Genomic DNA, 21,940 nt, shown 5'->3' on the forward strand with positions numbered 1-21,940 from the left:
GGCCATGCCGAAGAGAACCGACATCAAGTCGATCATGATCATCGGGGCGGGTCCCATTGTTATCGGTCAGGCTTGCGAGTTCGACTATTCCGGAGCGCAGGCCTGCAAAGCCCTGCGCGAAGAAGGTTACCGGGTTATTCTGGTCAACTCGAACCCGGCGACAATCATGACTGACCCCGGACTTGCCGATGCCACCTATATCGAGCCGATCACGCCCGAGGTCGTCGCCAAGATCATCGAAAAGGAACGCCCTGATGCCCTGCTGCCCACAATGGGCGGGCAAACCGGTCTGAACACCTCGCTCGCGCTGGAAGAGATGGGGGTGTTGGACAAGTTCGGTGTCGAGATGATCGGTGCCAAACGCGACGCCATCGAGATGGCCGAGGACCGCAAATTGTTCCGCGAGGCGATGGATCGGCTGGGGCTGGAAAACCCTAAAGCCACCATCGTGACCGCCCCCAAGAAGGCCGACGGCTCTGCCGATCTGGACGCAGGTGTCCAGATCGCTCTGGACGAGCTGGAGGAAATCGGCCTGCCTGCCATCATCCGCCCGGCCTTTACCTTGGGCGGCACAGGCGGCGGCGTGGCCTATAACCGCGAGGATTATATCCATTTCTGCCGCTCGGGCATGGATGCCTCGCCTGTCAACCAGATCCTCGTCGATGAAAGCCTGCTGGGCTGGAAAGAATACGAGATGGAAGTGGTGCGCGACACCGCCGACAACGCCATCATCGTCTGCTCCATCGAAAACGTCGACCCAATGGGCGTGCACACGGGTGACTCGATTACCGTGGCCCCTGCCCTGACGTTGACCGACAAGGAATACCAGATCATGCGCAACGGCTCGATCGCCGTCCTGCGCGAGATCGGAGTGGAAACCGGTGGCTCGAACGTGCAATGGGCGATCAACCCCGATGATGGCCGCATGGTTGTGATCGAAATGAACCCGCGCGTGTCGCGCTCTTCGGCGCTGGCCTCCAAGGCGACGGGTTTCCCGATTGCCAAGATCGCTGCGAAACTGGCCGTGGGCTACACGCTGGACGAGCTGGACAATGACATCACCAAGGTCACGCCTGCGTCGTTTGAACCTACCATCGACTATGTCGTCACCAAGATCCCGAAATTCGCGTTTGAGAAATTCCCCGGCTCTGAGCCTTATCTGACCACTGCAATGAAGTCGGTGGGTGAGGCGATGTCCATCGGCCGCACCATTCACGAATCCATGCAAAAGGCGCTGGCCTCGATGGAGTCCGGCCTGACCGGGTTTGATGAGATCGAAATTCCGGGGCTGAGCATCGGCCTGTGGGATGAGGTCGAAAGCAGCGACGACAAGGCACATGTCATCAAAGCGATCAGCAAGCAGACCCCCGACCGCCTGCGCACTATCGCACAAGCCATGCGTCATGGCCTGACCGACGACGAAATCTTCGGCGTTACCAAGTTTGACCCCTGGTTCCTGGCCCGCATCCGCGAGATCACCGAGGCAGAGCGCACTGTGCGCAAGGACGGTTTGCCAGTGACCGAAGAAGGCATACGAAAGCTCAAGATGCTGGGCTTTACCGATGCGCGTCTGGGCAATCTGTCTGGCCGCAGCGAAGATAACGTACGCCGCGCCCGCCACAATTTGGGCGTTACCGCGGTTTTCAAACGCATCGATACCTGCGCCGCCGAGTTCGAAGCGCAAACGCCCTATATGTACTCGACTTACGAAGCGCCGATGATGGGCGATGTCGAATGCGAGGCACGCCCAAGCGACCGCAAGAAGGTCGTTATTCTTGGTGGTGGTCCGAACCGGATCGGTCAGGGGATCGAGTTCGATTATTGCTGCTGCCACGCCTGCTATGCGCTGACCGAGGCCGGGTACGAGACCATCATGGTCAATTGCAACCCCGAGACGGTTTCGACCGACTATGACACATCGGACCGTCTGTATTTCGAACCGCTGACCTTTGAACACGTCATGGAAATCCTGACGAAGGAACAGGAAAACGGCACGCTGCACGGCGTGATCGTTCAGTTCGGTGGTCAAACACCGTTGAAGCTGGCCAACGCGCTTGAGGCAGAGGGTATTCCTATTCTGGGTACCACGCCGGACGCAATTGACCTGGCCGAAGACCGCGAACGGTTCCAGGCGCTGGTCAATGAACTGGGCCTGAAACAGCCCAGAAACGGCATTGCCTCGACCGACGAAAAGGCACTGGAGATTGCGGAAGTGATCGGTTTCCCGCTGGTCATTCGCCCCTCTTACGTTCTGGGCGGTCGTGCTATGGAAATCGTGCGCGACATAGATCAGCTGCGACGCTATATCAACGAGGCCGTTGTGGTCTCGGGCGACAGCCCCGTACTGCTGGACAGCTATCTGGCGGGCGCGGTCGAACTGGACGTAGACGCCCTGTGTGACGGCAACGATGTCCACGTCGCGGGCATCATGCAGCATATCGAAGAGGCGGGCGTCCACTCGGGCGATTCCGCCTGTTCGCTGCCGCCCTATTCACTGTCGAAAGAGATCATCGGGCAGATCAAGGATCAGGCGTTCAAGCTGGCCAAGGCGCTGAATGTCGTTGGCCTGATGAATGTGCAATTCGCGATCAAAGATGATGAGATCTATCTGATCGAAGTGAACCCGCGCGCGTCGCGCACCGTACCGTTTGTTGCCAAGGCCACCGACAGTGCGATTGCGTCGATTGCTGCACGCATCATGGCGGGCGAGAAGCTGGCCAACTTCCCGATGCGCCCTCCCTATCAGGAAGGCAAGGACACCAAGATCGCGGACCAGATGACGCTGGCCGATCCGGACATGCCGTGGTTCTCGGTGAAAGAAGCTGTCATGCCCTTCGCCCGTTTCCCCGGCGTCGACACCATCCTTGGCCCGGAAATGCGCTCGACCGGCGAGGTGATGGGCTGGGACCGTGACTTCCCACGTGCGTTCCTCAAGGCGCAAATGGGCGCGGGCATGGTGTTGCCGTCCTCTGGCCGTGCGTTCATTTCGATCAAGGATGCCGACAAGGGCAAAGCCATGCTGGAAGCGGCGCAAGTTCTGGTTGACCAGGGCTTTACGCTCGTGGCCACGCGCGGCACCCAAAGCTGGCTGGACGAACAGGGTGTTGCCTGTGACGTGGTGAACAAGGTGTACGAAGGCCGCCCGGATGTTGTGGACATGCTGAAAGACGGTCAGGTGCAGCTGGTGATGAACACTACCGAAGGCGCGCAGGCGGTTGAGGACAGCAAGGCCATCCGCTCGATCGCGCTGTATGATAAGATCCCATATTTCACCACCGCAGCAGGTGCCAACGCCGCTGCACTGGCGATCAAGGCGCAGGCTGAAGGCGACGTCGAGGTGAAATCGCTACAGGGGTAAAGACCCCTGACCCAAACGAAAAAGCCCCAGAGGAAACTCTGGGGCTTTTCTTTATTTCCAATGCTTTACGTAGGTATTTCCGTCGTTCTCTTTCGTTCGTCACGGGCGAAGAACAGCAGATAGAACACCGGTGCTGCAACCATTGTCAGCACAGTGGCAAATGCCAGACCGCCCATGATCGTCACTGCCATCGAGACGAAGAACGCATCCGTCAGCAGCGGCGCCATGCCCAGAATGGTCGTGACAGCCGCCAGCATGACGGGCCGCAAACGGGACACGGATGCTTCGATGATTGACTCGCGCAAGGGCTTGCCGGTGGCGCGGACCAGATCGATTTCCTCAACCAGAACAATGCCGTTCTTGATCAGCATACCCGACAGGCTGAGCAGGCCCAGAAGTGCCGTAAAGGTGAAGGGCAACCCTGTTCCCAGCAGGCCGATCACCACGCCGTTTACGGACATCGGCACCAGCAGCCAGATGATGATCGGCTGGCGGATCGCGTTGAACAACAGGACCGAGATCAACACCATGATCAGCAGGCTCAGCGGCAATTGTCTGCCCAGGCTTGCCTGTGCTTTGCGCGAGGTTTCGAACTCTCCACCCCATTCCATCTTGTAGCCGGGTGGCAGATCGATGACCTCGATGGCGTCGCGCACTTCGGCGTGGACCTGTGCCGCTGTCAGGTCGGGCGGGATGTCGGCGCCGACGGTGATGGTCAGAACCCGATCACGACGGTGAACCAACGTATTGAGCGATTTGTACTCGAATCCATCCACCATTTGTTCAATTGGTACAAACTTTTCCGACTGGTCCGAGTACACGACCTGATCGACAATCGAGTAATCTCCGTCCGCGGGTCGGCGCAAGATAATCGGGATCAGGCGGTCGCGCTCACGGAACACACCACCCGTGATGCCGTCGGTCGAGAATTGCAGAGTGGCGGCGATATTTTCGCGCGTGACACCTGCTGTCTGCGCCCGTTCTGTTGCATAGATCGGTTGCAGCGCCAGTTCCTGTTCGCGCCAGTCGTGATGAACCAGCAGCGCGTTCGGCGATGCGGCTGCCATGCGCTGCACCGCCTCATCGGCAAGCTGGCGCAGCACGACCGGGTCGCTGCCCGAGAAGCGGGCCTGAATCGGATCACCACCGCCGGGGCCAAAGACCAGACGCTTGGTACCGAACTCACCTTCGGGGAATTGGACAGACCCAAACGCTTCAAGATCTGCTTGCAGCGCCGGGATGTCGTCCAGGCTTGCTGTGCGGATGACCATGTGCCCATAGCTGGGGTTCGGCTTTTCGGCTGAATATGTCAGCATGAAACGGGTAGCCCCCTGGCCGACAAAGGTCGTGACCGAGACGACGTCGTCGCGTGCTGCCAGCCACTCTTCGAACACCGCCATGTCTTCGGCTGTTCGTGCAATCGGTGTGCCCTGCGGCAGTTTGTAGTGCACAAAGAACAAAGGCGTGTTGGAGTTGGGGAAGAACTGCTGTTTCATCAGCCCAAACCCGGCATAACACACCACGGTTACGCCGACGAGACCAGCAACAACCAGCCAGCGGAAGCGCAGCGCAAAGCGCAGAATCGCACCATAGATGCGGAACAGGAGGCCGCCATAAGCGTCGATCTCGCCTGCTTTGCCCTGTTTGAAGAAGTAATGCCCCAATAGCGGCGTGACGGTGATCGCTAAAACCCAGCTGAGCAACAGTGAAATGCCGATCACGGCGAACAGAGAGAACAGGAATTCTCCGGTTGCGTCAGGGCTGAGGCCAATGCCCGCAAAGGCCATGATGCCAATCACGGTCGCACCCAGCAGCGGGATCTGGGTTTTTGACGCCACATCCTCGGCCGCATCGCGCGAGGACTGGCCGCGCAGCATGGATATTTGCATCCCTTCGGCCACGACGATGGCGTTGTCCACCAGCATCCCCATGGCGATGATCAGGGCACCCAGTGAGATTCGCTCCATCTCGATTGAGAAGAGCGACATGAACAGAAGCGTGCCGACCACGGTCAGCAGCAAGGTCGAGCCAACGACAATGGCCGCGCGCCAGCCCATGAAGATGCCCAGCACGGCGACCACGATGGCCACCGACATGGCAAGGTTCACGAGAAAGTCGTTCGAGGCCTGCTCGACCACCACATGTTGCTGATAGATCGGCAGGATTTCGACACCGAAGGGAATGCTTGTGTTCAACTCCGCGAATTTGGCGTCAGCGCGTTTGCCAACCTCGACAATGTTTTCAGTGGCCAGACCCGCGATGCCCAAGGTGAAAGCCTCGATCCCGTTGTAGCGGATGATAATGTCGGGGTCGTTCTGACGGGCGCGATAGACATCGGACATGTCAAAGAGGTTGATCACCTGCCCTTGCGAACCGACAGACAGGCCCGCAATGGCCGACACGCTGTCCGACCCTTCAGCCGTCAGGATGGTGGTGCGGTCGTTATCAGAGCGCAAGGACCCTGAGGAATTGACCGAATCCGCATTGGCAATCGCCTGGTTGATTGCTTGCAGCGGGACATTCTGGTTCACCGAAATCGCCAGATCGGGTTCGACAAAGATCGCCTCGTCCGGCAGGCCCTGAACCTCGACATCCGCAACGCCGTCAACGGTCAGCAGTTCCCGCCGCAGGAAGGTTGCCAGTTCGTGCTTTTCAGCGTCCGAGAACCCTTGGGCGGTCACCGCATAGAACAGGCCGAACACGTCGCCGAACCCGTCATTCACAAACGGTTGGCCGACGCCCGATGGCAGGCCGCGCGCGGCGTCGCGCACCTTGGCCCTGAGCCGGGTCCAGATGGCGGGCAGTTCGGTGCCGTCGTATGTCGACTTGATCTCAACCTCGATCAGGGACCGTCCGGGTTGATTGACCGAGGTGATGACGTCCACCTCGCCCATCTGCTGTATGGCGGATTCCAGCGGTTCCGATACTTCCAGCGCCACCTGTTCGGCGGTGGCGCCCGGGTATTGCGTGATGACAACCGCGTTCTTGATTGTAAAGGCCGGGTCTTCCAGACGGCCAAGCGATGTGAACCCCCAGATGCCCCCAATGAGAGCAATGAGAATGACCAGCCATGTGTAAAGCGGCCGGTCGATTGAGGCGCGGGCGATGTTCATCTGTCAGCCCCTCAGTTCGCGAAACCGGCGAACCGGCGCACCGTCTGACCATCCGTCAGCACAGCGCCCCCGGCCACAACGACCTCATCCCCATCTGACAGGCCCGTCAGCACCCGGACTTCGCCGGTTTGCGTGGGCTCGATGGTCACTGGGACGCGGCGCACGGTGCCCTCATCCGCCCCTACCGGGGAAAACACCACGACGTTCAGCGCGCCGTTTGCGTCAGCGACTACGGCGGTCGCCGGGACGACGATGCCTGTGCGGTTGTCCTGCACCTGAACGTTGACGGTAACGGAAGAACCGGGAAAGATTTGCAGCCCCTTTGGCGGGGTCAGGCCAAACTGGATCCGGAAAGTTTGACCGACGCTGGAGGTTTCCGCGTCGAATTCACGGATTTCCAGCGGGAAGACTTCGTCACTGACCGGGAATTTCGCGGTGATGAAGAAGTCGTCATTCTGGCCAGAGCGTTGAAACAGGATCTCGGGCACATCGACCACGATGCGAAGTTCCGACATGTCGTGAATGCGGACGATGGGGGTGCCCGCCGAGACGGTCGTAAACGCCTCGACCGAGCGGCTGGAGACCAGCGCGTCAAACGGCGCGGTCAACGTGGCGTGTTCCAGTTCATATTCCGCGTCGCGCAGGGCGATTGCGGCCAGCTGCGCCTCGGTCTCGGCGTCGTCCACGGCCACCTGGCTGGCGGTTGTACCGCGCAGGCGCGACAGGCGGGCGACGGTGCGGTCGGCCTGTTCCTTTTGCAGCCGCGCCCGATCAAGGCGCAGCTCGAACGGTTCCTGATCCAGGCGGGCAATCAGACCATCCTTGGGAATCATGAAGCCTTCGTTGATGGGCATCTCGACAATCTGGCCAGCAACCTGAAAGGCAAGATCAACGGTCTGGCGCGCGGCGACGCGGCCAAAGAACTGCCGCGTGAAACCCGGCGCGGTTTCGCGCACCTGCATGAGTTTCACCGGTTTCGGGGTATCTTGAGCGGCAATCGGGGTTGCCAGAATGGCCAGTGCAAGGCCCAGAGAGGTCAGGAGTTTCATTTCTTCAATCCCTCGGGAATTCCCGTTTTCAATACGTTGTCGCGGATTTTGCGCGCCAGTCGCGCGAATTCGGCAGTTTCTTGTTCGTTTAGGCCCGAGGCCCTGTGAAACAGGTCCCCGGCGGCGGCGACCAGCATGTTGCGGGCCTCTTCGCCCTGCTCTGTCAGCACCAGCAACCAGGCGCGGCGGTCTTCGGGGTCACGCCGCCGCGTCAGGTAGCCCGCTTTTTCAAGGGCATCGGCTGTGGCGGTGATCGTTGACGGGACGCTTAACATATCAGCGGCCAGAACGCCCATGCGCTTGGGCTGATCCAGTTTGATCAGCATGTGGCATTCCGGGTGGCTCAGGTCTGTTTCGATACAGTCGAAGGTCTCTTCCAGTTTCCAGTACAGGGCATAGACGCCCATGATCGCCTGAATCTCGGGGCTGAGGCGGCCCAGTCTGGCGCTGATATCGTCTGGCATTGGGGGGTCTCCGCGCGGGTTACGGGGCGATATACTTCAATTTCTGAACTATTCAAGATATGAAACTGCGCCCCGGAACGAATTCCCTTAGGTCAACATATCTTGATCAAATCACGCCATGACTGCATTTTGGGCGAATCCGAAACATTCAGGACCCGCCATGTATACCCCCGCCATCACCGGTACCGGTGTCTTCACCCCGGAAAACGTCATCACCAACGCGGAGCTTGTTGAAGCGTTCAACGCCTATGCCGACAAGCAGAACGCGAAGAATGCCGAGGCCATCGCAGCCGGGCAGATGGAGGCGATGCAGCATTCCTCGGAAGAGTTCATCGTCAAGGCGTCGGGCATTCAGAACCGCTACGTGATGGACAAGGCCGGGGTGCTGAACCCGGACGTGATGCACCCGACGCTGCGCCAGCGCAACGATGACGAGCCCGGGATCATGACCGAGATGGCAGTGGATGCCTGCAAGAAGGCGCTGGCGCAGGCGGGGCGCACGGCGGCGGATGTCGATCTGGTGATCTGTGCGGCCTCGAACCACGAGCGCGCCTATCCGGCGATTGCAATCGAGATTCAGCAGGAACTGGGTATCGACGGGTTCGGCTTTGACATGAATGTCGCCTGTTCTTCGGCCACGTTCGGCATTCAGGCGGCGGCGGATATGGTGCGGTCCGGTTCGGTGCGCGCGGCGTTGGTGGTGAACCCTGAAATCTGCTCGGGCCATCTGGAATGGCGCGACCGGGATTGTCACTTTATCTTTGGTGATGTGGCAACGGCAACGCTGATCGAGCGGATCGAAGACGCAAAAGGCCCGCATTTCGAAATCCTGTCGACCCGCTGTGCCACCGCCTTTTCCAACAATATCCGAAACAATAACGGTTTCCTGCGCCGGTCGCGCCCCGATGGTGTGATTGACCGCCGCGACATGCAGTTCATGCAGAACGGCCGGAAGGTGTTCAAGGAAGTGTTGCCGATGGTCAGCAAGCATATCAGCGACCATATGGAGGCCGAAGGGGTCAGCAATACCGACCTCAAACGCCTGTGGCTGCATCAGGCCAACAAGACGATGAACGACTTCATTGGCAAGAAGGTTCTGGGCCGCGAACCCGAGGCGGGCGAGCAACCCAATATCCTTCAGGATTATGCGAACACCTCATCCGCAGGGTCGATCATTGCGTTTTCGAAATACTCTGACGATCTGCAAGAGGGCGATCTGGGCCTGATCTGTTCTTTTGGGGCCGGGTATTCGGTTGGATCGGTGATCGTGAAGCGTCACGCCTGATCTGCATTCCGCAAAGCGCTGACGGCCTAGAGATCGGCCGCCAACTGAAAAACCTGGAACGCGGCCCCTTCCCCACGATCAATCCGGCTGAGATAGGCGGGGGTTTCACCTTTTGCCAGTTGGGATTGCAGCCCGCGCCCCTGAGACGCCCAGTCCCAGAATTCGGCACGGGGCGCAGCGGTGCACAGCAGCACATAGCTTACACCCAGTGCAGCAAGACGCGGACCGGCCTGGGACGCATCCACACGCAAAACCGCGATCTGCGCCTGAATTCCGGCCCGGTTGCGGTGATAATTTCCAGCCAGAACCGAATGATCAGTATAGCGCAGCACCTCTGCCGCATAGTCAAAATCGACCAGAACCATTCCGGCTGGCAGGTCTTGCAGGGCCGCGTAGGCCTCGGGCGCTTTGCAGGGGGCGCTGATGTTTTGCGAATCCTGCGCGACCTCGGCGACGGGTGCCGCAACGGAGGGGCGCGCAAACCGTTCCAGCTGTTTTTCCACGCTGCTACCAATCTTTGGCGAGACGCAGACGATAAAGCCGATCATAGCCAAGCCGGAGAGCGTGCGGCCATGGGTTCTGTAACTGACGTAAAGGGTCCGCAGCACCTGAGCCTGAACAGCCACAAGAGACACGCCCAGAAACGTCATCATCCGGGACTGGTACAGAAACATGGAAAACCCGGTCACAATCAGCGCCAGAAACAGAAGGTAATCCAGTTTGTCTTGCGACTGGCGGGCAAAGAACAAGGCTGCAACCGCCGTGATGACGGACATGGCGATCAGGGCCGCAGCCTCGCCCCGATGTCGTTCCAGCACGACGGTTATATTCTGTGCTTCGGCAACCTGGCTGAGCCAGAAGTCGCGCATGTCCTGAGGCAGGTCCGCAATCGGGTTTTCAAGGCAATGCGGTGCAAATGCGTAAGCGCAGCCAAGTGTTACAGCGCCTGTCGCAAGACACGCGCCGATGCGCCCCCAATAGGACCAGCCCGACCCGACCCAGGCTGCTGCACACAGGCACAGGGCCGCGATCCCGGCCGGCAGGGCCACACTGATCGTCAGGGCATCGCAGCTTGGGAACAGAAAACCCTGACGCCCCGTTGTTGCAACGCTGGCCAACAACAGGGTCAGCGCCAGCCCGGTTCCAAACACTATGGTGCGGCGGCGGGCGGCTGTGCCGGTCACGATCCAGTCAATCGTGAAGAACACCGCGATAATCGCGACCTGCACGATCGATTCGGTTCCGATGGACACCGAAAGGGCCAGACAGACACCCAGCCATCCCGCAGCAGAGGGTTTGGCCTTGCGCAGGACAAAGAACATGAGGGCCGCTGCAAACAGCAGAATCTGAACATTGTGGTGGTCAAACGAGAAATAGTCGAACTTCCGATAATGTTCGAGCGTCAGCGCACCGACCACCAGTGCCGAAATCGCGCCATTTCGCCCGCCCAACGCTGCGCCGGTGACAGCAAAGGCCCACAGGGTCAGCCCCGCCAGAAGCACCGGCCACACAAACGCGGTCACTTGCAAGGCGGTGTCGGGCGGCACGACCATCGCGGACAGCGCGTAGATCCCGGCAATCGGTGCATCGACAAGCCGGGACCAGTGCATCAGCGTGCCGTCACCGGGGCCCAGCCGATGCTGATAGGCGTCAAACCAGCCCTGTCCCGCCAGCAGGTCCTGTACCATGACCCAGCGCATCGCGTCATCAGGGCCTTCCTGATAAGCGCCAAACAGCACCGTGGCCAGAAAGAGCGCATAGACAAACAGGAACGACCGCCAAACCATACGGTCTGCGAGAATGCTGTAATTTCCCTGCATTTTCTGCATGGTTTACTGCCCTTGACGATCTTGCCTGCGCCACAGCTTATCTGAAAGACGTGACTGAATTGAGGCGCAGAGTCCGGTTGATGATCATGCCACAAAGCGCACGACATCTGCGGCGATCCGGGCAGGCGGTTTTTGGCCGATAGCTGGCCGCCACCAAGCCTAGCTGACGCTTTCTTCTTCCAGGTGCAGTTTCATTTCTATCAGGACCTGCTGAAGCAAACTGGTTTCTTTCAGCAGCCTTTTGGCTTCGTTCACCGTGATGATGCCATCTTCGATAGCGGACTGATATTCAGTCATCAACATTGCAAACCGCTGGCTGAGCGCGATGACATCCGAATTCACCCCGCCTGTGCGAGGATCCTCGGTGTTGCGTTCGCTGTAGGACAAGGTGATGTTTTTCAGATCCGCCAGCGCGGATGTCACATGCGGATAAGTTGCTGCGTTTTCAAGCCGAGCCACCGCATCCACGGGCATGAACCTGTCCGCGTGTTCGGCATTGTCCGAATAATACCGGCCCAGGGTCGCCTTGGATTTTCCGGTGATTTCACAAGCAGCTTCTATTCCGACATCTTTGACCAGCGCTTCTGTGTGTTTCTTCAGATAGGCCCCGATATCTGCCATTGATTTACCTTTATTACCTGCAAACGCCCGCCCGGTGTCCAAACCGGGGAAAGCGTCGGGAAATTTCCCATACCTGAGTCATAATTGAAATGTCATACATTGACTATCCCTCAGATAAGCGGGGGATTTTGTGAGTGAGTGGCGGCAGTTCAAGCCGGTAAAGAGTGATTGCGGGGCGGTATTGTTGGGCCTTGCTTTGTTTTGGCCACATGTTGGCCGACGGCGTCGCTGTTGCAGACGCGGGGGTTCCATCCCCTACGAGCCCAGCTCGGCCTCTGCACACGCAATGGCGACGTCGCTTCTTACATCCCTTTGCTCTCTTGTTCCTTTTGGCCGGGCGTTTTAGACCCACGCCATGGCAAAGCTGTATTTCAACTATTCCACCATGAACGCGGGCAAGTCGACCGTGTTGCTACAGGCGTCGCACAACTATCGCGAGCGCGGGATGCAGACCTATCTGATGACCGCCGCCCTTGACGGGCGGGCGGGTGCGGGGCGGATTGCATCGCGCATCGGCATATCGGAGCAGGCTGACACGTTCACACCCGAAGATGATGTCTTCGCCATGATCCGATCCCGGCTGGACAATGGTTCCGTGGCCTGCGTTTTCATTGATGAGGCACAATTCCTGTCCGAGGCGCAGGTCTGGCAACTGGCCCGTGCGGTGGACGATCTGGATGTGCCGGTGCTGGCTTATGGGCTGCGGGTGGATTTTCAGGGCAAACTGTTCCCCGGTTCCGCCGCCCTGCTGGCCCTTGCCGACGAAATGCGCGAGGTGCGCACGATCTGTGAATGCGGTCGCAAGGCCACGATGGTGATTCGGCGGGATGAAACCGGCAAGGCCATCACCGAAGGGGCGCAGGTGCAGATTGGCGGGAACGAGACCTATGTCTCGCTCTGCCGTAAACACTGGCGTGAGGCGGTGGGCGACTAGACCGGGTTGGGCAGCGCCCTGCCCGCGACAAAGGCCGCCACGTTATCCAGCGCCATGTGACCCATGCTGCTGCGCACCTCTTCGGTGGCTGTACCCAGATGGGGCAGCAGGGTGACGTTTTCCATATCGCACAGAGCTTGCGGCACTTTGGGTTCAAATTCGTAGACGTCCAGCCCCGCCCCCGCGATCTGACCGGTTTGCAGCGCCGTGATCAGCGCGGCCTCGTCCACCACCTCGCCACGGGCGATGTTGACCAGAATAGCCGAGGGGTTCATCGCCTCAAGAACCTGCGCATTGATCAGGTGGCGGGTTTCCGCACCGCCAGGAACAGCAAGCACAAGGAAATCGACCGAGGCGGCGAGTGTTTCAAAGTCAGGTTTGAATTCCGCCGGGAAATCCAGATCTTTTGCATTGCGGGACTGATAGGCCACCTGCATTGCAAACCCGAAATGACAGCGGCGCGCGATGGCCTGCCCAATGCGGCCCATGCCGACGATGCCCACGCGCTTGCCGGTCACATGATGGCCCAGCATCTGCGTCGGGTGCCAGCCCTGCCACTGACCCGACCGCACCAGCCGCTCACCCTCACCTGCGCGCCGGGCTGTGGTCAGCAGCAGGGTCATGGCGATATCAGCCGTGGCGTCGGTGACTGCGCCGGGGGTGTTGGTTACGTCAATTCCGGCCGCGCGTGCCGCATCCACGTCGATATGGTTGAAGCCAACACCGAAATTGGCCAGCAGCTTGCAGCGCGGCTGACCTGCATCCGCAAAGACCTGAGCCGAGAACTGATCGCCCAGTGTCGGCACGACCACGTCATAGTCGGCCAGAGCGGCCAGCATCTCCTGCCGTGACATGGGCAGGGTGTTTTCCCGGATGGTCACATCGAAATCGGCGCGGGCGCGCGATTCGACTGCCGGAGTCATCGGGCGCGTGATCAGCAGTTTCATCAGTGCATCCGCCCGCCGGTTGGAACCTTGCCGTCGGGGCCGATCAAAACGATCTCGCCGCTGTCATCGGGCAGACCCAGCACCAGAACCTCGGACATGAACTTGCCGATCTGGCGCGGAGGGAAGTTGACGACAGCCATGACCTGTTTGCCGACCAGAGTGGCCGGATCGTAATGCGCGGTGATCTGGGCCGAAGTCTTGCGCTCGCCAATCTCGTCGCCAAAGTCGATCCACATCTTGATCGCGGGTTTGCGGGCCTCGGGATAGGGTTCGGCGCGGATCACCTCGCCCACGCGAATATCGACCTTGAGGAAGTCATCGAACGAAATTTCACTCACGCGAGAGCTCCTTGGATCGGTCGGTTGCAGCCTTGACGGCACGATGCAGCAGGTCGGGAAAGCCGGTTTCCTGATGCATCAGCACCTCAAGCGCGGCTTGTGTGGTGCCGTTCGGAGAAGTCACGTTGATGCGCAGCTGTGCCGGGTCTTCGTCGGACGCCATGGCCAGCGCCCCGGCACCGGCCACTGTGGACTTGGCCAGTTTCATCGCAAGCTCGGCAGGCAGGCCGTGCGCCTCGCCCGCAGCGGCCAGAGTTTCGATCAGATGGAACACATAGGCCGGGCCGGACCCGCTGAGCCCGGTGACGGCGTCCATCTGTGCCTCATCCTCAAGGCGTACGGTCTGACCCACTGCTGCCAACAGGTTTTCGGCCTGTTCCATATCGGCCTCGGAGGCGTGTGCGTTGCCGATCAGTGCCGTGATGCCCTGACGGATGGCGGCGGGCGTGTTGGGCATGGCGCGAATGATCGGGGTGTCACCGCCCAGAACAGATTCGAAGGTGGCAATCGAGGTGCCAGCCGCAACCGAAATGAACAGGCTGGACCCACCGCCCAGTGCCTGAAGGGCAGGCAGGGCTTCGCCCATCATCTGCGGTTTGACCGCAACCAGCACCACGGCGGGGGATTCGGGCAACGGTGCGTTGATATTGACGCCCTGCGCCTTCAGCCAATCTGACGGGTAGGGATCGATGACCCAAACGGAAGCTGGCGGAAGGCCGTGTTCCAGCCATCCCGCCAGCATTGCGGACCCCATCTTTCCGCACCCCAGAAGCACAAGCCCCTGTTCGGCCACTCGCGTCATGTCCATTTGCCCCTCCCGCATTACATATCGGTTCGGAGCAAAGGTTTACGCGCGGCCGTAGGCCTCTGCAATGGCCACTTGCATGGCTTCTTCTGGCCCTCTGTTGCCCCAGGTCACCAATTGGATCGCGGGGTAGTACCGCTCGGCGCTCATGACGGCGGCATTGATCATCGTGTCGATCTGGTCAGCGCTGGCCGTTTGCCCGCCTGCAAGGACCAGACCATAGCGATAGACCATCAGCTTCTGGTTTGCCCAATAGGTAAACGCGCCTGCCCAGCACTGGTCGTTCATCTTGTTGAGCAGCTCATAGAGCTGCATTTCACGCTCGGCCGGTGGTTCCATTTCGAAGCTGCACACCATGCGCAGCGTTTCGTCATAGTTGGACCAGGCCAGTGTGATCGAGTAGGTGCGCCACTGCCCTTCAACGGCCATGGCAATCTGATCGTCCCCAATGCGATCAAAATCCCAGTCGTGATGTTCGGCCAGATGCTCAACAATGTCGATCGGATGAATGTCTTCTTCGAGATACTGCTCGGAAAGGGCCATAATGCCACCTCACTAATCTCTAGCATTTCGGGGCTGGCAGCGCCCCAGCGCTAGTTGCCTGCTCTACAAACCGGGCTTCCCCCATAGGCCTGTACTAAATATGGTGCGATGTGGCGTAAGTTCTGGCAACCCTAATTATTGGGGATAACAGCAATAAGTTGTGGACAGAAAGCAACGGCGATCAAAATATTGGTGCCAGAGTCAGCTTTATCTTGAAAAAATTATGCGACGCGTCAGAATACACAGCACCGCACAATCCGGGCTGGATTGCGCGACTGAATGCTTTGTCCAAAAATTGTGAAAACAGGGAACGCCGGGGCGTTATTTTTCCAGTTTTGCCTCGAGCGCGGCGATGCGGGCTTCGAGTGCAGCGTTTTCTTCGCGTGCCTTCTGGGCCATGGCGCGCACGGCGTCAAATTCTTCACGGGTAACGAAATCGCGGTCGGCCAGCCAGCGGTCGATCATCGACTTCATCGCGTTTTCAGCCTCTTCCCGCGCGCCCTGCGCCACGCCCATGGCGTTGGTCATCAGTTGGGACACGTCATCCAGGATCTTGTTGCGGGTCTGCATATCTGTTCTCCGATCTCGCGGTTTACATGTATATGGGCAAAGAATGGCGCGGGCTCAAGGTTGACTTGACCTGCAAACCCCGGGCAATGAGACGCACATGCAGGCTGTTCTGAATTTCCCCGATCTGTCGCCCGAACTGTTCTCGATCCCGCTGTTCGGGATGGAGTTCGCGTTAAGGTGGTATGCGCTGGCCTATATCGCGGGCATCCTGATCGCGTGGCGGCTGGCCGTTGTGGCGTTGCGCCGCCCAACGCTCTGGCCTGCGGATGGCCCGCCGATGAAGCCCGAGCAGCTGGAGGATCTGGTCACCTGGATCATTCTGGGCGTGATTCTGGGCGGACGGCTGGGCTTTGTGCTGTTCTATCAGCCGGCTTATTACCTGTCGCACCCGCTGGAGATCGTGAAGGTCTGGCAAGGCGGCATGGCCTTTCATGGCGGTCTGCTGGGCGTGATCCTTGCGTCGTACCTTTTTGCACGACGGCACCGGATCCCTGCCCTGTCGCTGGGGGATCTGGTTGCCTACACCGTTCCGCCCGGATTGCTGCTGGGGCGGCTGGCCAATTTCGTCAATGCCGAGCTGTGGGGCCGCCCGAGTGAGCTGCCCTGGGCCGTCATCTTTCCCGGATTTGCTGCGCAGGATTGCCCCGGCGTGGTCGCAGGTATGTGCGCCCGGCACCCGTCGCAGCTGTATGAGGCCGCGCTGGAGGGTGTTTTGCTGGGGGCGGTATTGCTGTGGCTGGTCTATCGGCGCGGCGGTTTTCGCACACCGGGCCTTGTCATGGGAACGTTCCTGGCGGGCTACGGCGCGTCGCGCTTTATCGTCGAGTTCTTTCGCCAGCCGGATGCGCAGTTCGTATCGCCCGGCAATCCACTGGGGCTGGCCTGGCATGTGGGCGGGTACGGGCTGACCATGGGGCAGTTCCTGTCGCTGCCGATGATCGCGCTTGGTCTGTGGTTTGCCCTGCGGGCGCGGCGGCGGGCGGCATGAGCCTGACCGATCATCTGATCGCCCGCATCCGGCAGGATGGACCGCTGAGCGTGACGGATTTTATGGGCGAATGCCTGCTGCATCCGACGCTGGGCTATTACACGACCCGTGATCCGCTGGGAGCAGCGGGGGATTTCACCACAGCGCCGGAAATCAGCCAGATGTTCGGGGAGCTGGTCGGGCTGTCTCTGGCGCAAAGCTGGATGGATCAGGGACGGCCTGCACCGTTTACCCTGTGCGAGCTGGGGCCGGGGCGCGGTACATTGATGGCCGATATTCTGCGCGCCACACGGGCTGTACCCGGATTTCACGAGGCAGCGCAGGTTGTACTGGTTGAAGCATCGCCTGTATTGAAACAGGTGCAGGCGGCAACGCTGAAGGATTACGAGGCGGTCTGGATCGACACGATCGCCTACCTGCCCGACCAGCCGCTGTTGCTGGTTGCTAACGAGTTCTTTGATGCCCTGCCCATACGCCAGTTTCAGCGTGACGGTACGGGCTGGCGCGAGCGTCTGGTGGGTGAACGTGACGGCGGGTTGACGTTCGGACTGGGCGCAATCGGGCCGCAGGTGGCGTTGAATGACAGGCTGTCGGACACCAAGGACGGTGATCTGGTCGAGCTGTGTGCTGCTGCGATTCCCATTCTGACCGTGATCGCGGGGCGGATCGCCAGCCATGGCGGCGCGGCGCTGATTGTGGATTATGGTGACTGGCATTCGCTGGGCGATACCTTGCAGGCTCTGCAAAACCACGAACATACCGATCCTCTGGCATCGCCCGGTCAGGCCGATTTGACCGCGCATGTGGATTTTGAGCCTTTGGCTATTGCGACCCGTGCCTGTGGTTGCAGGCATTCCCGCCTGACACCGCAGGGCGTCTTCTTTGAACGGCTGGGGATCACCGCCCGCGCGCAAGCCCTGTCCAAGGCGCTGAGCGGTTCCGACCTGGATGCGCTGATTGCCGCGCATCGGCGGTTGACGCATCCTGATGAAATGGGAAATCTGTTCAAGGTGATGGGCCTTTTCCCGGCCTATGCAGCCCCACCACCAGGATTGGAACCATGACGCTGGAAATTCTGACCTCGGACCTGCTGTCGCCATTTCGCCATGGGTTCTTTACCCGTCGCGGCGGCGCGTCTTCAGGAATTTTCAGCGGCTTGAATTGTGGTCAGGGGTCCTCGGATCAAACCGAGATTGTCGCGCTGAACCGGCGACGGGTGGCCGACGCGATGGAGGTTGAACCCGAGGCAATGGTCGCGGTGCATCAGGTTCATTCGCCAACGGTTCTGACAGTCAAAGCCCCGGTTGAAGGTGAAAAGCCCAAAGCGGATGCCATTGTCACAGCAACACCCGGTCTGGCCCTGACGATCCTGACGGCCGATTGCCAGCCGGTTCTGTTCGCCGATCCCGACGCGCATGTGATCGGTGCCGCCCATGCCGGGTGGCGCGGCGCGCTGGACGGTGTTCTGGAGGCAACGCTGGACGCGATGGAGGCGCTGGGGGCCGACCGCAGCAATATCTGCGCCGTGATCGGACCCAGTATTTCCCAGCGCGCTTACGAAGTGGGGCCAGAGTTTCTGGACGCGTTCCTGGCGGATTCGCCGGACAACAGCCGCTTTTTTGCCAATGGTGAAAGTGACCGCCTGCAATTTGATCTGCCCGCCTTCGGGCTGCACCGGCTGCGGCAGGCGGGAATCGGACAGGCCGAGTGGACCCGGCACTGCACATATTCCGACCCCGACAGGTTCTATTCCTATCGCCGATCAACGCACGCGAACGAGGTCGATTACGGGCGGCTGATCTCCGTCATAAGATTGTGATCTTCGTCCAGATTTAGGTACCCTGCCACTTTTCCGCCACATTTGTTGTGTTGATTGGGCATCAGAATCGTAACGAGTTTTTGCCAGTAATCAGATCGGTATCTGACGTTCGAAAATCGGGCGCTGGCGTGTTGAGTGGGAGGTCCGTCTGACTTCATTTTTCTGTCCGCAAATCATCCCGGATAAGCCTTATCCCTGCCGCAAACGCGCGTCACAAAAGGTTTACAGAGGATGTGGGGAAATACGCCCCGCTCGGAGCAGGACCAAAAAATGAAAACCAAATCACGCTTTCTGAAAGCCATGGTCGAGGCCACTCGGGACCAGAACCTGGAAATGCCGTGGAAGCGGGTAACAAGCAATTCTGTCAGGGTCGCCAGTCGCATCGCGGCACGACGCTGAGACAGAAAAACCCAGAGACCAAGCTGCCGGTCTTATCTGGGTCAACGCGTATCAGGTTTGCTCCGGCCTGATGTATCGCGCGTCACGAACGAGGGGTTCGTGACTTTTACGGAGTTGTGTGTGCGGGCAATTTCGCCCGTGAAGTACGAGTTTGTCTGGGGGGTCAATGTGTTGACCATTGGAAAGCGAGATTTAGTCGCGTTGCGGGACCGTTCCGGTCATCGCCCGGGGGTCACCCATTTGTTTCAAGACAAAGAACCAGTTCGCCGGGCGCGTCTGTACGGGGGTACGCCGCGCCTGACCGAACATTTTGAGGGGACGGAATATTAATGACTATTCCAAATTCACTGGCCCGCGCGGCCAGAAATGCAATCGAAACTTCGGCCATGCTGCGAGAAATACCGCGGCCAGTTTCAAAGCCAAAGGCCCAGCTGCGCCGCTATGAAGTCAGCAGCCTGCTAAAGAATGGAGATGTGGTTCAGACCCGCCATATCGCGCCCGCCTTGCCGATGTTTGAAGACGCGTTTTGTGCCTTCACACGTGGATCTTTGGTGGAAACAGAACATGGACCGATGGCAATCGAGGATTTGATGCCTGGGGATACGGTCCTGACGCAGAATGGCGCATCGGAAACCGTGTTGTGGAAGGGATCTGTCACGTTGATCCCCGGACGCGCGGATTCACGTGGCCGGACGCGACCGTTGACGCGGATCATGGCGGATACGTTCGGGATGCAAAAGCCAATGTCGGGTGTCATTGCCGGCCCGGCGGCGCGAATCGTGGGAACACCTGCACATTTGCGGCACCTGCATGGGGGACAGCCGATTCTTACACCCGTGTCCGAATTTCAGGACGGGATGGGTGTCATTGAAACAATGCCGCCTACCCCCGTTGAACTGTTTCACATTTGTTTAAAACGCCATTCCGTTATTCGCGTAGATGGATTACAGTTCGAAACATATCATCCAGGTGTGAATGCGGTTCGCATGATCAGCCACTCGCTTCGGTCGATCTATCTGAACCTGTTCGCGCATATCGAGTCGCTGAACGATTTTGGCCCGCTGCTGATGCCGCGCGCCGGAGATGGTGAGATCGACGCGATGACGGCCTGAGCATGATTGTGATTACTGCATTATGGGGGGCATCATGCAGCTGGTAATAAGTTGGGTTCTATCCCTTGCGGTGGCAGCACTGTTGCCACCAATCACCGCGCAACCAAAACGTGTTGGGGTCACGCCATCCGGTTCATACGTTCTTCCAGAACGTCGAACGGTACGCCTGGCTCGTCTTTTGCGCCGCGAATAACGAGCGATGTCTTGACGCTGGCCACGTTTGGCGTGGTCAGCAACTCGCCCGTCAGAAACTGCTGAAAGCTGCTCAGGTCAGGTGCGACGCATTTCAGAATGAAATCCACTTCGCCGTTCAGCATGTGGCATTCGCGGACCAATGGCCAATCGCGGCAGCGGCCTTCGAACGCGCGCAGTTCGACTTCGGCCTGGCTGTCCAGACCTACCATGGCAAATACCTGAACCTCGAACCCCAACTCGCGTGAGTTGACCTCGGCGTGGTAGCCGGTGATGAAGCCGGATTCTTCGAGTGTGCGCACCCGGCGCAGACAGGGCGGGGCCGAGATTCCGACCCGTTTTGCCAGCTCGACATTGGTCATACGACCGTCCGCCTGCAGTTCCGCCAGAATCTTGCGATCAATATCATCCAGCCGAGTCGTGACCATCAAATGCTCCTGATTTTTTCGGTTCTTATATCAGCACCCCACACGCGCGCAATAATGTTTCGCAGATGCGCAATTTTCTTTGTTTCCTTTTCGCCTTCTTCCCGTAAACACAAGGCACCCCGGCCCGAGGGGGCCTGAACAGTAAGGGGCTTTAAGCCGGGCCAGTCGGTCGCTATATCGGGGCGACGGGCCGCGGGCCCAATTCAGGCAATTCGAGCGGGGGCACCATGGCCGACACAAGACACACCAAGGTTCTGATCATCGGGTCAGGGCCCGCAGGGTACACCGCAGGCGTATATGCAAGCCGCGCCATGCTGGAACCCATTCTGGTACAGGGCATCGAACCCGGTGGTCAGCTGACAACGACGACCGAGGTCGAAAACTGGCCCGGCGACACCGAGGTGCAGGGCCCGGACCTGATGGTGCGGATGCAGGACCATGCGAAGGCCATGGGATGTGAGGTGATTGGCGATATCATTAGCGATCTGGACCTCAGCAAGCGCCCCTTCACCGCCAAGGGCGACAGCGGCACCACCTATACCGCTGATGCGGTCATTCTGGCCACAGGCGCGCGTGCAAAATGGCTGGGTCTGCCCTCGGAAGAGAAGTTCAAGGGCTTTGGCGTCTCGGCCTGCGCCACCTGTGACGGGTTCTTCTATCGCGGGCAGGAAATCGTGGTGATCGGTGGCGGCAACACAGCCGTGGAAGAAGCCCTGTTCCTGACCAATTTCGCCAGCAAGGTGACCCTGATCCACCGCCGCGATGAGTTGCGGGCGGAAAAGATCCTTCAGGATCGCCTGTTGAAGAATAAAAAGATCGAACCGCTGTGGTTCCACCAGCTGGAAGAAGTGATCGGCACCGATGCGCCTTTGGGCGTCGAAGGTGTTCGGGTCAAACATGTTAAAACCGGCGAGATCACCGAGATCCCGTGCAAAGGTGTCTTTGTCGCCATCGGCCACGCCCCTGCGAACGAGTTGGTCAAGGACACGCTGGAAACCCATATGGGTGGTTATGTCGTCACCAAACCGGGCAGCACCGAAACCTCGATCCCCGGCGTGTTCGCGGCAGGCGATCTGACCGACCATGTCTATCGTCAGGCGGTAACAAGCGCAGGAATGGGCTGTATGGCGGCACTGGATGCCGAAC

Annotated in this window: 20 protein-coding genes; 9 read left to right on the top strand and 11 right to left on the bottom strand. The window is 59.5% G+C overall.

Features of this window, described 5'->3' with window-relative positions; translation table 11 throughout:
• Positions 1 to 4 precede the first annotated feature (4 nt).
• A complete protein-coding gene (gene carB, locus AC2FNC_RS10560; RefSeq protein ID WP_496715291.1) occupies positions 5 to 3,358 on the top strand; it encodes a carbamoyl-phosphate synthase large subunit in 3,354 nt (1,117 codons plus the stop codon).
• Between the two features lie 65 nt (positions 3,359 to 3,423).
• Here carB and AC2FNC_RS10565 read toward each other — a convergent pair whose 3' ends face one another.
• From AC2FNC_RS10565 to AC2FNC_RS10575, 3 genes are read right to left on the bottom strand one after another with little or no spacing between them, the layout of a single operon-like run.
• Positions 3,424 to 6,471, bottom strand: coding sequence for an efflux RND transporter permease subunit (locus AC2FNC_RS10565; RefSeq protein ID WP_496715292.1), 3,048 nt, complete (start codon positions 6,469 to 6,471; stop codon positions 3,424 to 3,426).
• Between the two features lie 11 nt (positions 6,472 to 6,482).
• Positions 6,483 to 7,520, bottom strand: coding sequence for an efflux RND transporter periplasmic adaptor subunit (locus AC2FNC_RS10570; protein WP_480493636.1), 1,038 nt, complete (start codon positions 7,518 to 7,520; stop codon positions 6,483 to 6,485).
• Positions 7,517 to 7,984 (bottom strand): MarR family winged helix-turn-helix transcriptional regulator, encoded by a 468-nt coding sequence (locus AC2FNC_RS10575; protein ID WP_480487592.1) that lies wholly within the window; start codon positions 7,982 to 7,984, stop codon positions 7,517 to 7,519. The genes AC2FNC_RS10570 and AC2FNC_RS10575 overlap by 4 nt, the downstream gene beginning before the upstream one ends.
• A gap of 160 nt (positions 7,985 to 8,144) precedes the next feature.
• Between AC2FNC_RS10575 and AC2FNC_RS10580 the strand changes: the two genes are divergently transcribed.
• Positions 8,145 to 9,269, top strand: a complete 1,125-nt coding sequence (locus AC2FNC_RS10580; protein ID WP_480493634.1) for a beta-ketoacyl-ACP synthase III — start codon at positions 8,145 to 8,147, stop codon at positions 9,267 to 9,269.
• Between the two features lie 26 nt (positions 9,270 to 9,295).
• On the opposite strand, the gene AC2FNC_RS10585 is transcribed toward AC2FNC_RS10580, so the two are convergent.
• Positions 9,296 to 11,098, bottom strand: coding sequence for a hypothetical protein (locus tag AC2FNC_RS10585; protein ID WP_496715293.1), 1,803 nt, complete (start codon positions 11,096 to 11,098; stop codon positions 9,296 to 9,298).
• A gap of 159 nt (positions 11,099 to 11,257) precedes the next feature.
• Positions 11,258 to 11,719 carry a hypothetical protein gene (locus AC2FNC_RS10590; protein WP_480475505.1) on the bottom strand — a complete coding sequence of 154 codons (462 nt, stop codon included), beginning with the start codon at positions 11,717 to 11,719 and terminating at the stop codon, positions 11,258 to 11,260.
• A 355-nt stretch (positions 11,720 to 12,074) separates the two neighbouring features.
• On the opposite strand from AC2FNC_RS10590, the gene AC2FNC_RS10595 reads away from it, so the two are divergent.
• Positions 12,075 to 12,653 carry a thymidine kinase gene (locus tag AC2FNC_RS10595; RefSeq protein ID WP_480519134.1) on the top strand — a complete coding sequence of 193 codons (579 nt, stop codon included), beginning with the start codon at positions 12,075 to 12,077 and terminating at the stop codon, positions 12,651 to 12,653.
• Here AC2FNC_RS10595 and AC2FNC_RS10600 read toward each other — a convergent pair.
• The 5 genes from AC2FNC_RS10600 to AC2FNC_RS10620 form a co-directional block, all read right to left on the bottom strand.
• A complete protein-coding gene (locus AC2FNC_RS10600) occupies positions 12,650 to 13,600 on the bottom strand; it encodes a 2-hydroxyacid dehydrogenase (RefSeq protein WP_496715294.1) in 951 nt (316 codons plus the stop codon). The two genes, AC2FNC_RS10595 and AC2FNC_RS10600, sit on opposite strands and share 4 nt — an antisense overlap.
• Positions 13,600 to 13,938, bottom strand: coding sequence for a tRNA-binding protein (locus tag AC2FNC_RS10605; protein ID WP_267362951.1), 339 nt, complete (start codon positions 13,936 to 13,938; stop codon positions 13,600 to 13,602). The genes AC2FNC_RS10600 and AC2FNC_RS10605 overlap by 1 nt, the downstream gene beginning before the upstream one ends.
• On the bottom strand, positions 13,931 to 14,746 hold the full coding sequence (gene proC, locus AC2FNC_RS10610) for a pyrroline-5-carboxylate reductase (RefSeq protein WP_480519138.1): 816 nt from the start codon (positions 14,744 to 14,746) through the stop codon (positions 13,931 to 13,933). Before proC ends, AC2FNC_RS10605 begins: the two co-directional genes overlap by 8 nt.
• Positions 14,747 to 14,785: 39 nt before the next feature.
• Positions 14,786 to 15,286, bottom strand: coding sequence for a type III secretion system chaperone family protein (locus AC2FNC_RS10615; protein WP_209598027.1), 501 nt, complete (start codon positions 15,284 to 15,286; stop codon positions 14,786 to 14,788).
• A gap of 321 nt (positions 15,287 to 15,607) precedes the next feature.
• Positions 15,608 to 15,856: an accessory factor UbiK family protein gene (locus tag AC2FNC_RS10620; RefSeq protein WP_171669487.1), complete on the bottom strand. Its 249-nt coding sequence runs from the start codon at positions 15,854 to 15,856 to the stop codon at positions 15,608 to 15,610.
• Positions 15,857 to 15,953: 97 nt separating this feature from the next.
• On the opposite strand from AC2FNC_RS10620, the gene lgt reads away from it, so the two are divergent.
• From lgt to AC2FNC_RS10645, 5 genes are all read left to right on the top strand, one after another.
• Positions 15,954 to 16,844 carry a prolipoprotein diacylglyceryl transferase gene (lgt, locus tag AC2FNC_RS10625; protein ID WP_480475495.1) on the top strand — a complete coding sequence of 297 codons (891 nt, stop codon included), beginning with the start codon at positions 15,954 to 15,956 and terminating at the stop codon, positions 16,842 to 16,844.
• Positions 16,841 to 17,908 carry a class I SAM-dependent methyltransferase gene (locus AC2FNC_RS10630; RefSeq protein ID WP_496715295.1) on the top strand — a complete coding sequence of 356 codons (1,068 nt, stop codon included), beginning with the start codon at positions 16,841 to 16,843 and terminating at the stop codon, positions 17,906 to 17,908. The genes lgt and AC2FNC_RS10630 overlap by 4 nt, the downstream gene beginning before the upstream one ends.
• Complete coding sequence (gene pgeF, locus AC2FNC_RS10635; protein ID WP_480553930.1) at positions 17,905 to 18,663, top strand: peptidoglycan editing factor PgeF; 759 nt, start codon at positions 17,905 to 17,907, stop codon at positions 18,661 to 18,663. The genes AC2FNC_RS10630 and pgeF overlap by 4 nt, the downstream gene beginning before the upstream one ends.
• A gap of 270 nt (positions 18,664 to 18,933) precedes the next feature.
• The gene (locus tag AC2FNC_RS10640) at positions 18,934 to 19,062 is read left to right on the top strand and encodes a hypothetical protein (RefSeq protein ID WP_267362961.1); all 129 of its coding nucleotides are present in this window, start codon (positions 18,934 to 18,936) and stop codon (positions 19,060 to 19,062) included.
• A gap of 329 nt (positions 19,063 to 19,391) precedes the next feature.
• Complete coding sequence (locus AC2FNC_RS10645) at positions 19,392 to 20,174, top strand: Hint domain-containing protein (RefSeq protein ID WP_480475489.1); 783 nt, start codon at positions 19,392 to 19,394, stop codon at positions 20,172 to 20,174.
• 119 nt (positions 20,175 to 20,293) lie between these two features.
• Here the strand turns inward: AC2FNC_RS10645 and AC2FNC_RS10650 are convergent, their stop codons facing one another.
• A complete protein-coding gene (locus AC2FNC_RS10650; RefSeq protein ID WP_480475487.1) occupies positions 20,294 to 20,794 on the bottom strand; it encodes an Lrp/AsnC family transcriptional regulator in 501 nt (166 codons plus the stop codon).
• 227 nt (positions 20,795 to 21,021) lie between these two features.
• On the opposite strand from AC2FNC_RS10650, the gene trxB reads away from it, so the two are divergent.
• Positions 21,022 to 21,940, top strand: a 919-nt coding sequence (trxB, locus tag AC2FNC_RS10655) for a thioredoxin-disulfide reductase (protein ID WP_496715296.1), incomplete at its 3' end; no start/stop codon positions are given.

Source organism: Ruegeria sp. BHSA123, assembly GCF_059613425.1.

What these genes read in the sequence shown, in the direction of transcription:
- carB (WP_496715291.1), top strand. Translation starts at nt 5, where the DNA reads ATGCCGAAGAGAACCGACATCAAGTCGATCATGATCATCGGGGCGGGT.
- AC2FNC_RS10565 (WP_496715292.1), bottom strand. Translation starts at nt 6,471, where the DNA reads ATGAACATCGCCCGCGCCTCAATCGACCGGCCGCTTTACACATGGCTG.
- AC2FNC_RS10570 (WP_480493636.1), bottom strand. Translation starts at nt 7,520, where the DNA reads ATGAAACTCCTGACCTCTCTGGGCCTTGCACTGGCCATTCTGGCAACC.
- AC2FNC_RS10575 (WP_480487592.1), bottom strand. Translation starts at nt 7,984, where the DNA reads ATGCCAGACGATATCAGCGCCAGACTGGGCCGCCTCAGCCCCGAGATT.
- AC2FNC_RS10580 (WP_480493634.1), top strand. Translation starts at nt 8,145, where the DNA reads ATGTATACCCCCGCCATCACCGGTACCGGTGTCTTCACCCCGGAAAAC.
- AC2FNC_RS10585 (WP_496715293.1), bottom strand. Translation starts at nt 11,098, where the DNA reads ATGCAGAAAATGCAGGGAAATTACAGCATTCTCGCAGACCGTATGGTT.
- AC2FNC_RS10590 (WP_480475505.1), bottom strand. Translation starts at nt 11,719, where the DNA reads ATGGCAGATATCGGGGCCTATCTGAAGAAACACACAGAAGCGCTGGTC.
- AC2FNC_RS10595 (WP_480519134.1), top strand. Translation starts at nt 12,075, where the DNA reads ATGGCAAAGCTGTATTTCAACTATTCCACCATGAACGCGGGCAAGTCG.
- AC2FNC_RS10600 (WP_496715294.1), bottom strand. Translation starts at nt 13,600, where the DNA reads ATGAAACTGCTGATCACGCGCCCGATGACTCCGGCAGTCGAATCGCGC.
- proC (WP_480519138.1), bottom strand. Translation starts at nt 14,746, where the DNA reads ATGGACATGACGCGAGTGGCCGAACAGGGGCTTGTGCTTCTGGGGTGC.
- AC2FNC_RS10615 (WP_209598027.1), bottom strand. Translation starts at nt 15,286, where the DNA reads ATGGCCCTTTCCGAGCAGTATCTCGAAGAAGACATTCATCCGATCGAC.
- AC2FNC_RS10620 (WP_171669487.1), bottom strand. Translation starts at nt 15,856, where the DNA reads ATGCAGACCCGCAACAAGATCCTGGATGACGTGTCCCAACTGATGACC.
- lgt (WP_480475495.1), top strand. Translation starts at nt 15,954, where the DNA reads ATGCAGGCTGTTCTGAATTTCCCCGATCTGTCGCCCGAACTGTTCTCG.
- AC2FNC_RS10630 (WP_496715295.1), top strand. Translation starts at nt 16,841, where the DNA reads ATGAGCCTGACCGATCATCTGATCGCCCGCATCCGGCAGGATGGACCG.
- pgeF (WP_480553930.1), top strand. Translation starts at nt 17,905, where the DNA reads ATGACGCTGGAAATTCTGACCTCGGACCTGCTGTCGCCATTTCGCCAT.
- AC2FNC_RS10640 (WP_267362961.1), top strand. Translation starts at nt 18,934, where the DNA reads ATGAAAACCAAATCACGCTTTCTGAAAGCCATGGTCGAGGCCACTCGG.
- AC2FNC_RS10645 (WP_480475489.1), top strand. Translation starts at nt 19,392, where the DNA reads ATGACTATTCCAAATTCACTGGCCCGCGCGGCCAGAAATGCAATCGAA.
- AC2FNC_RS10650 (WP_480475487.1), bottom strand. Translation starts at nt 20,794, where the DNA reads ATGGTCACGACTCGGCTGGATGATATTGATCGCAAGATTCTGGCGGAA.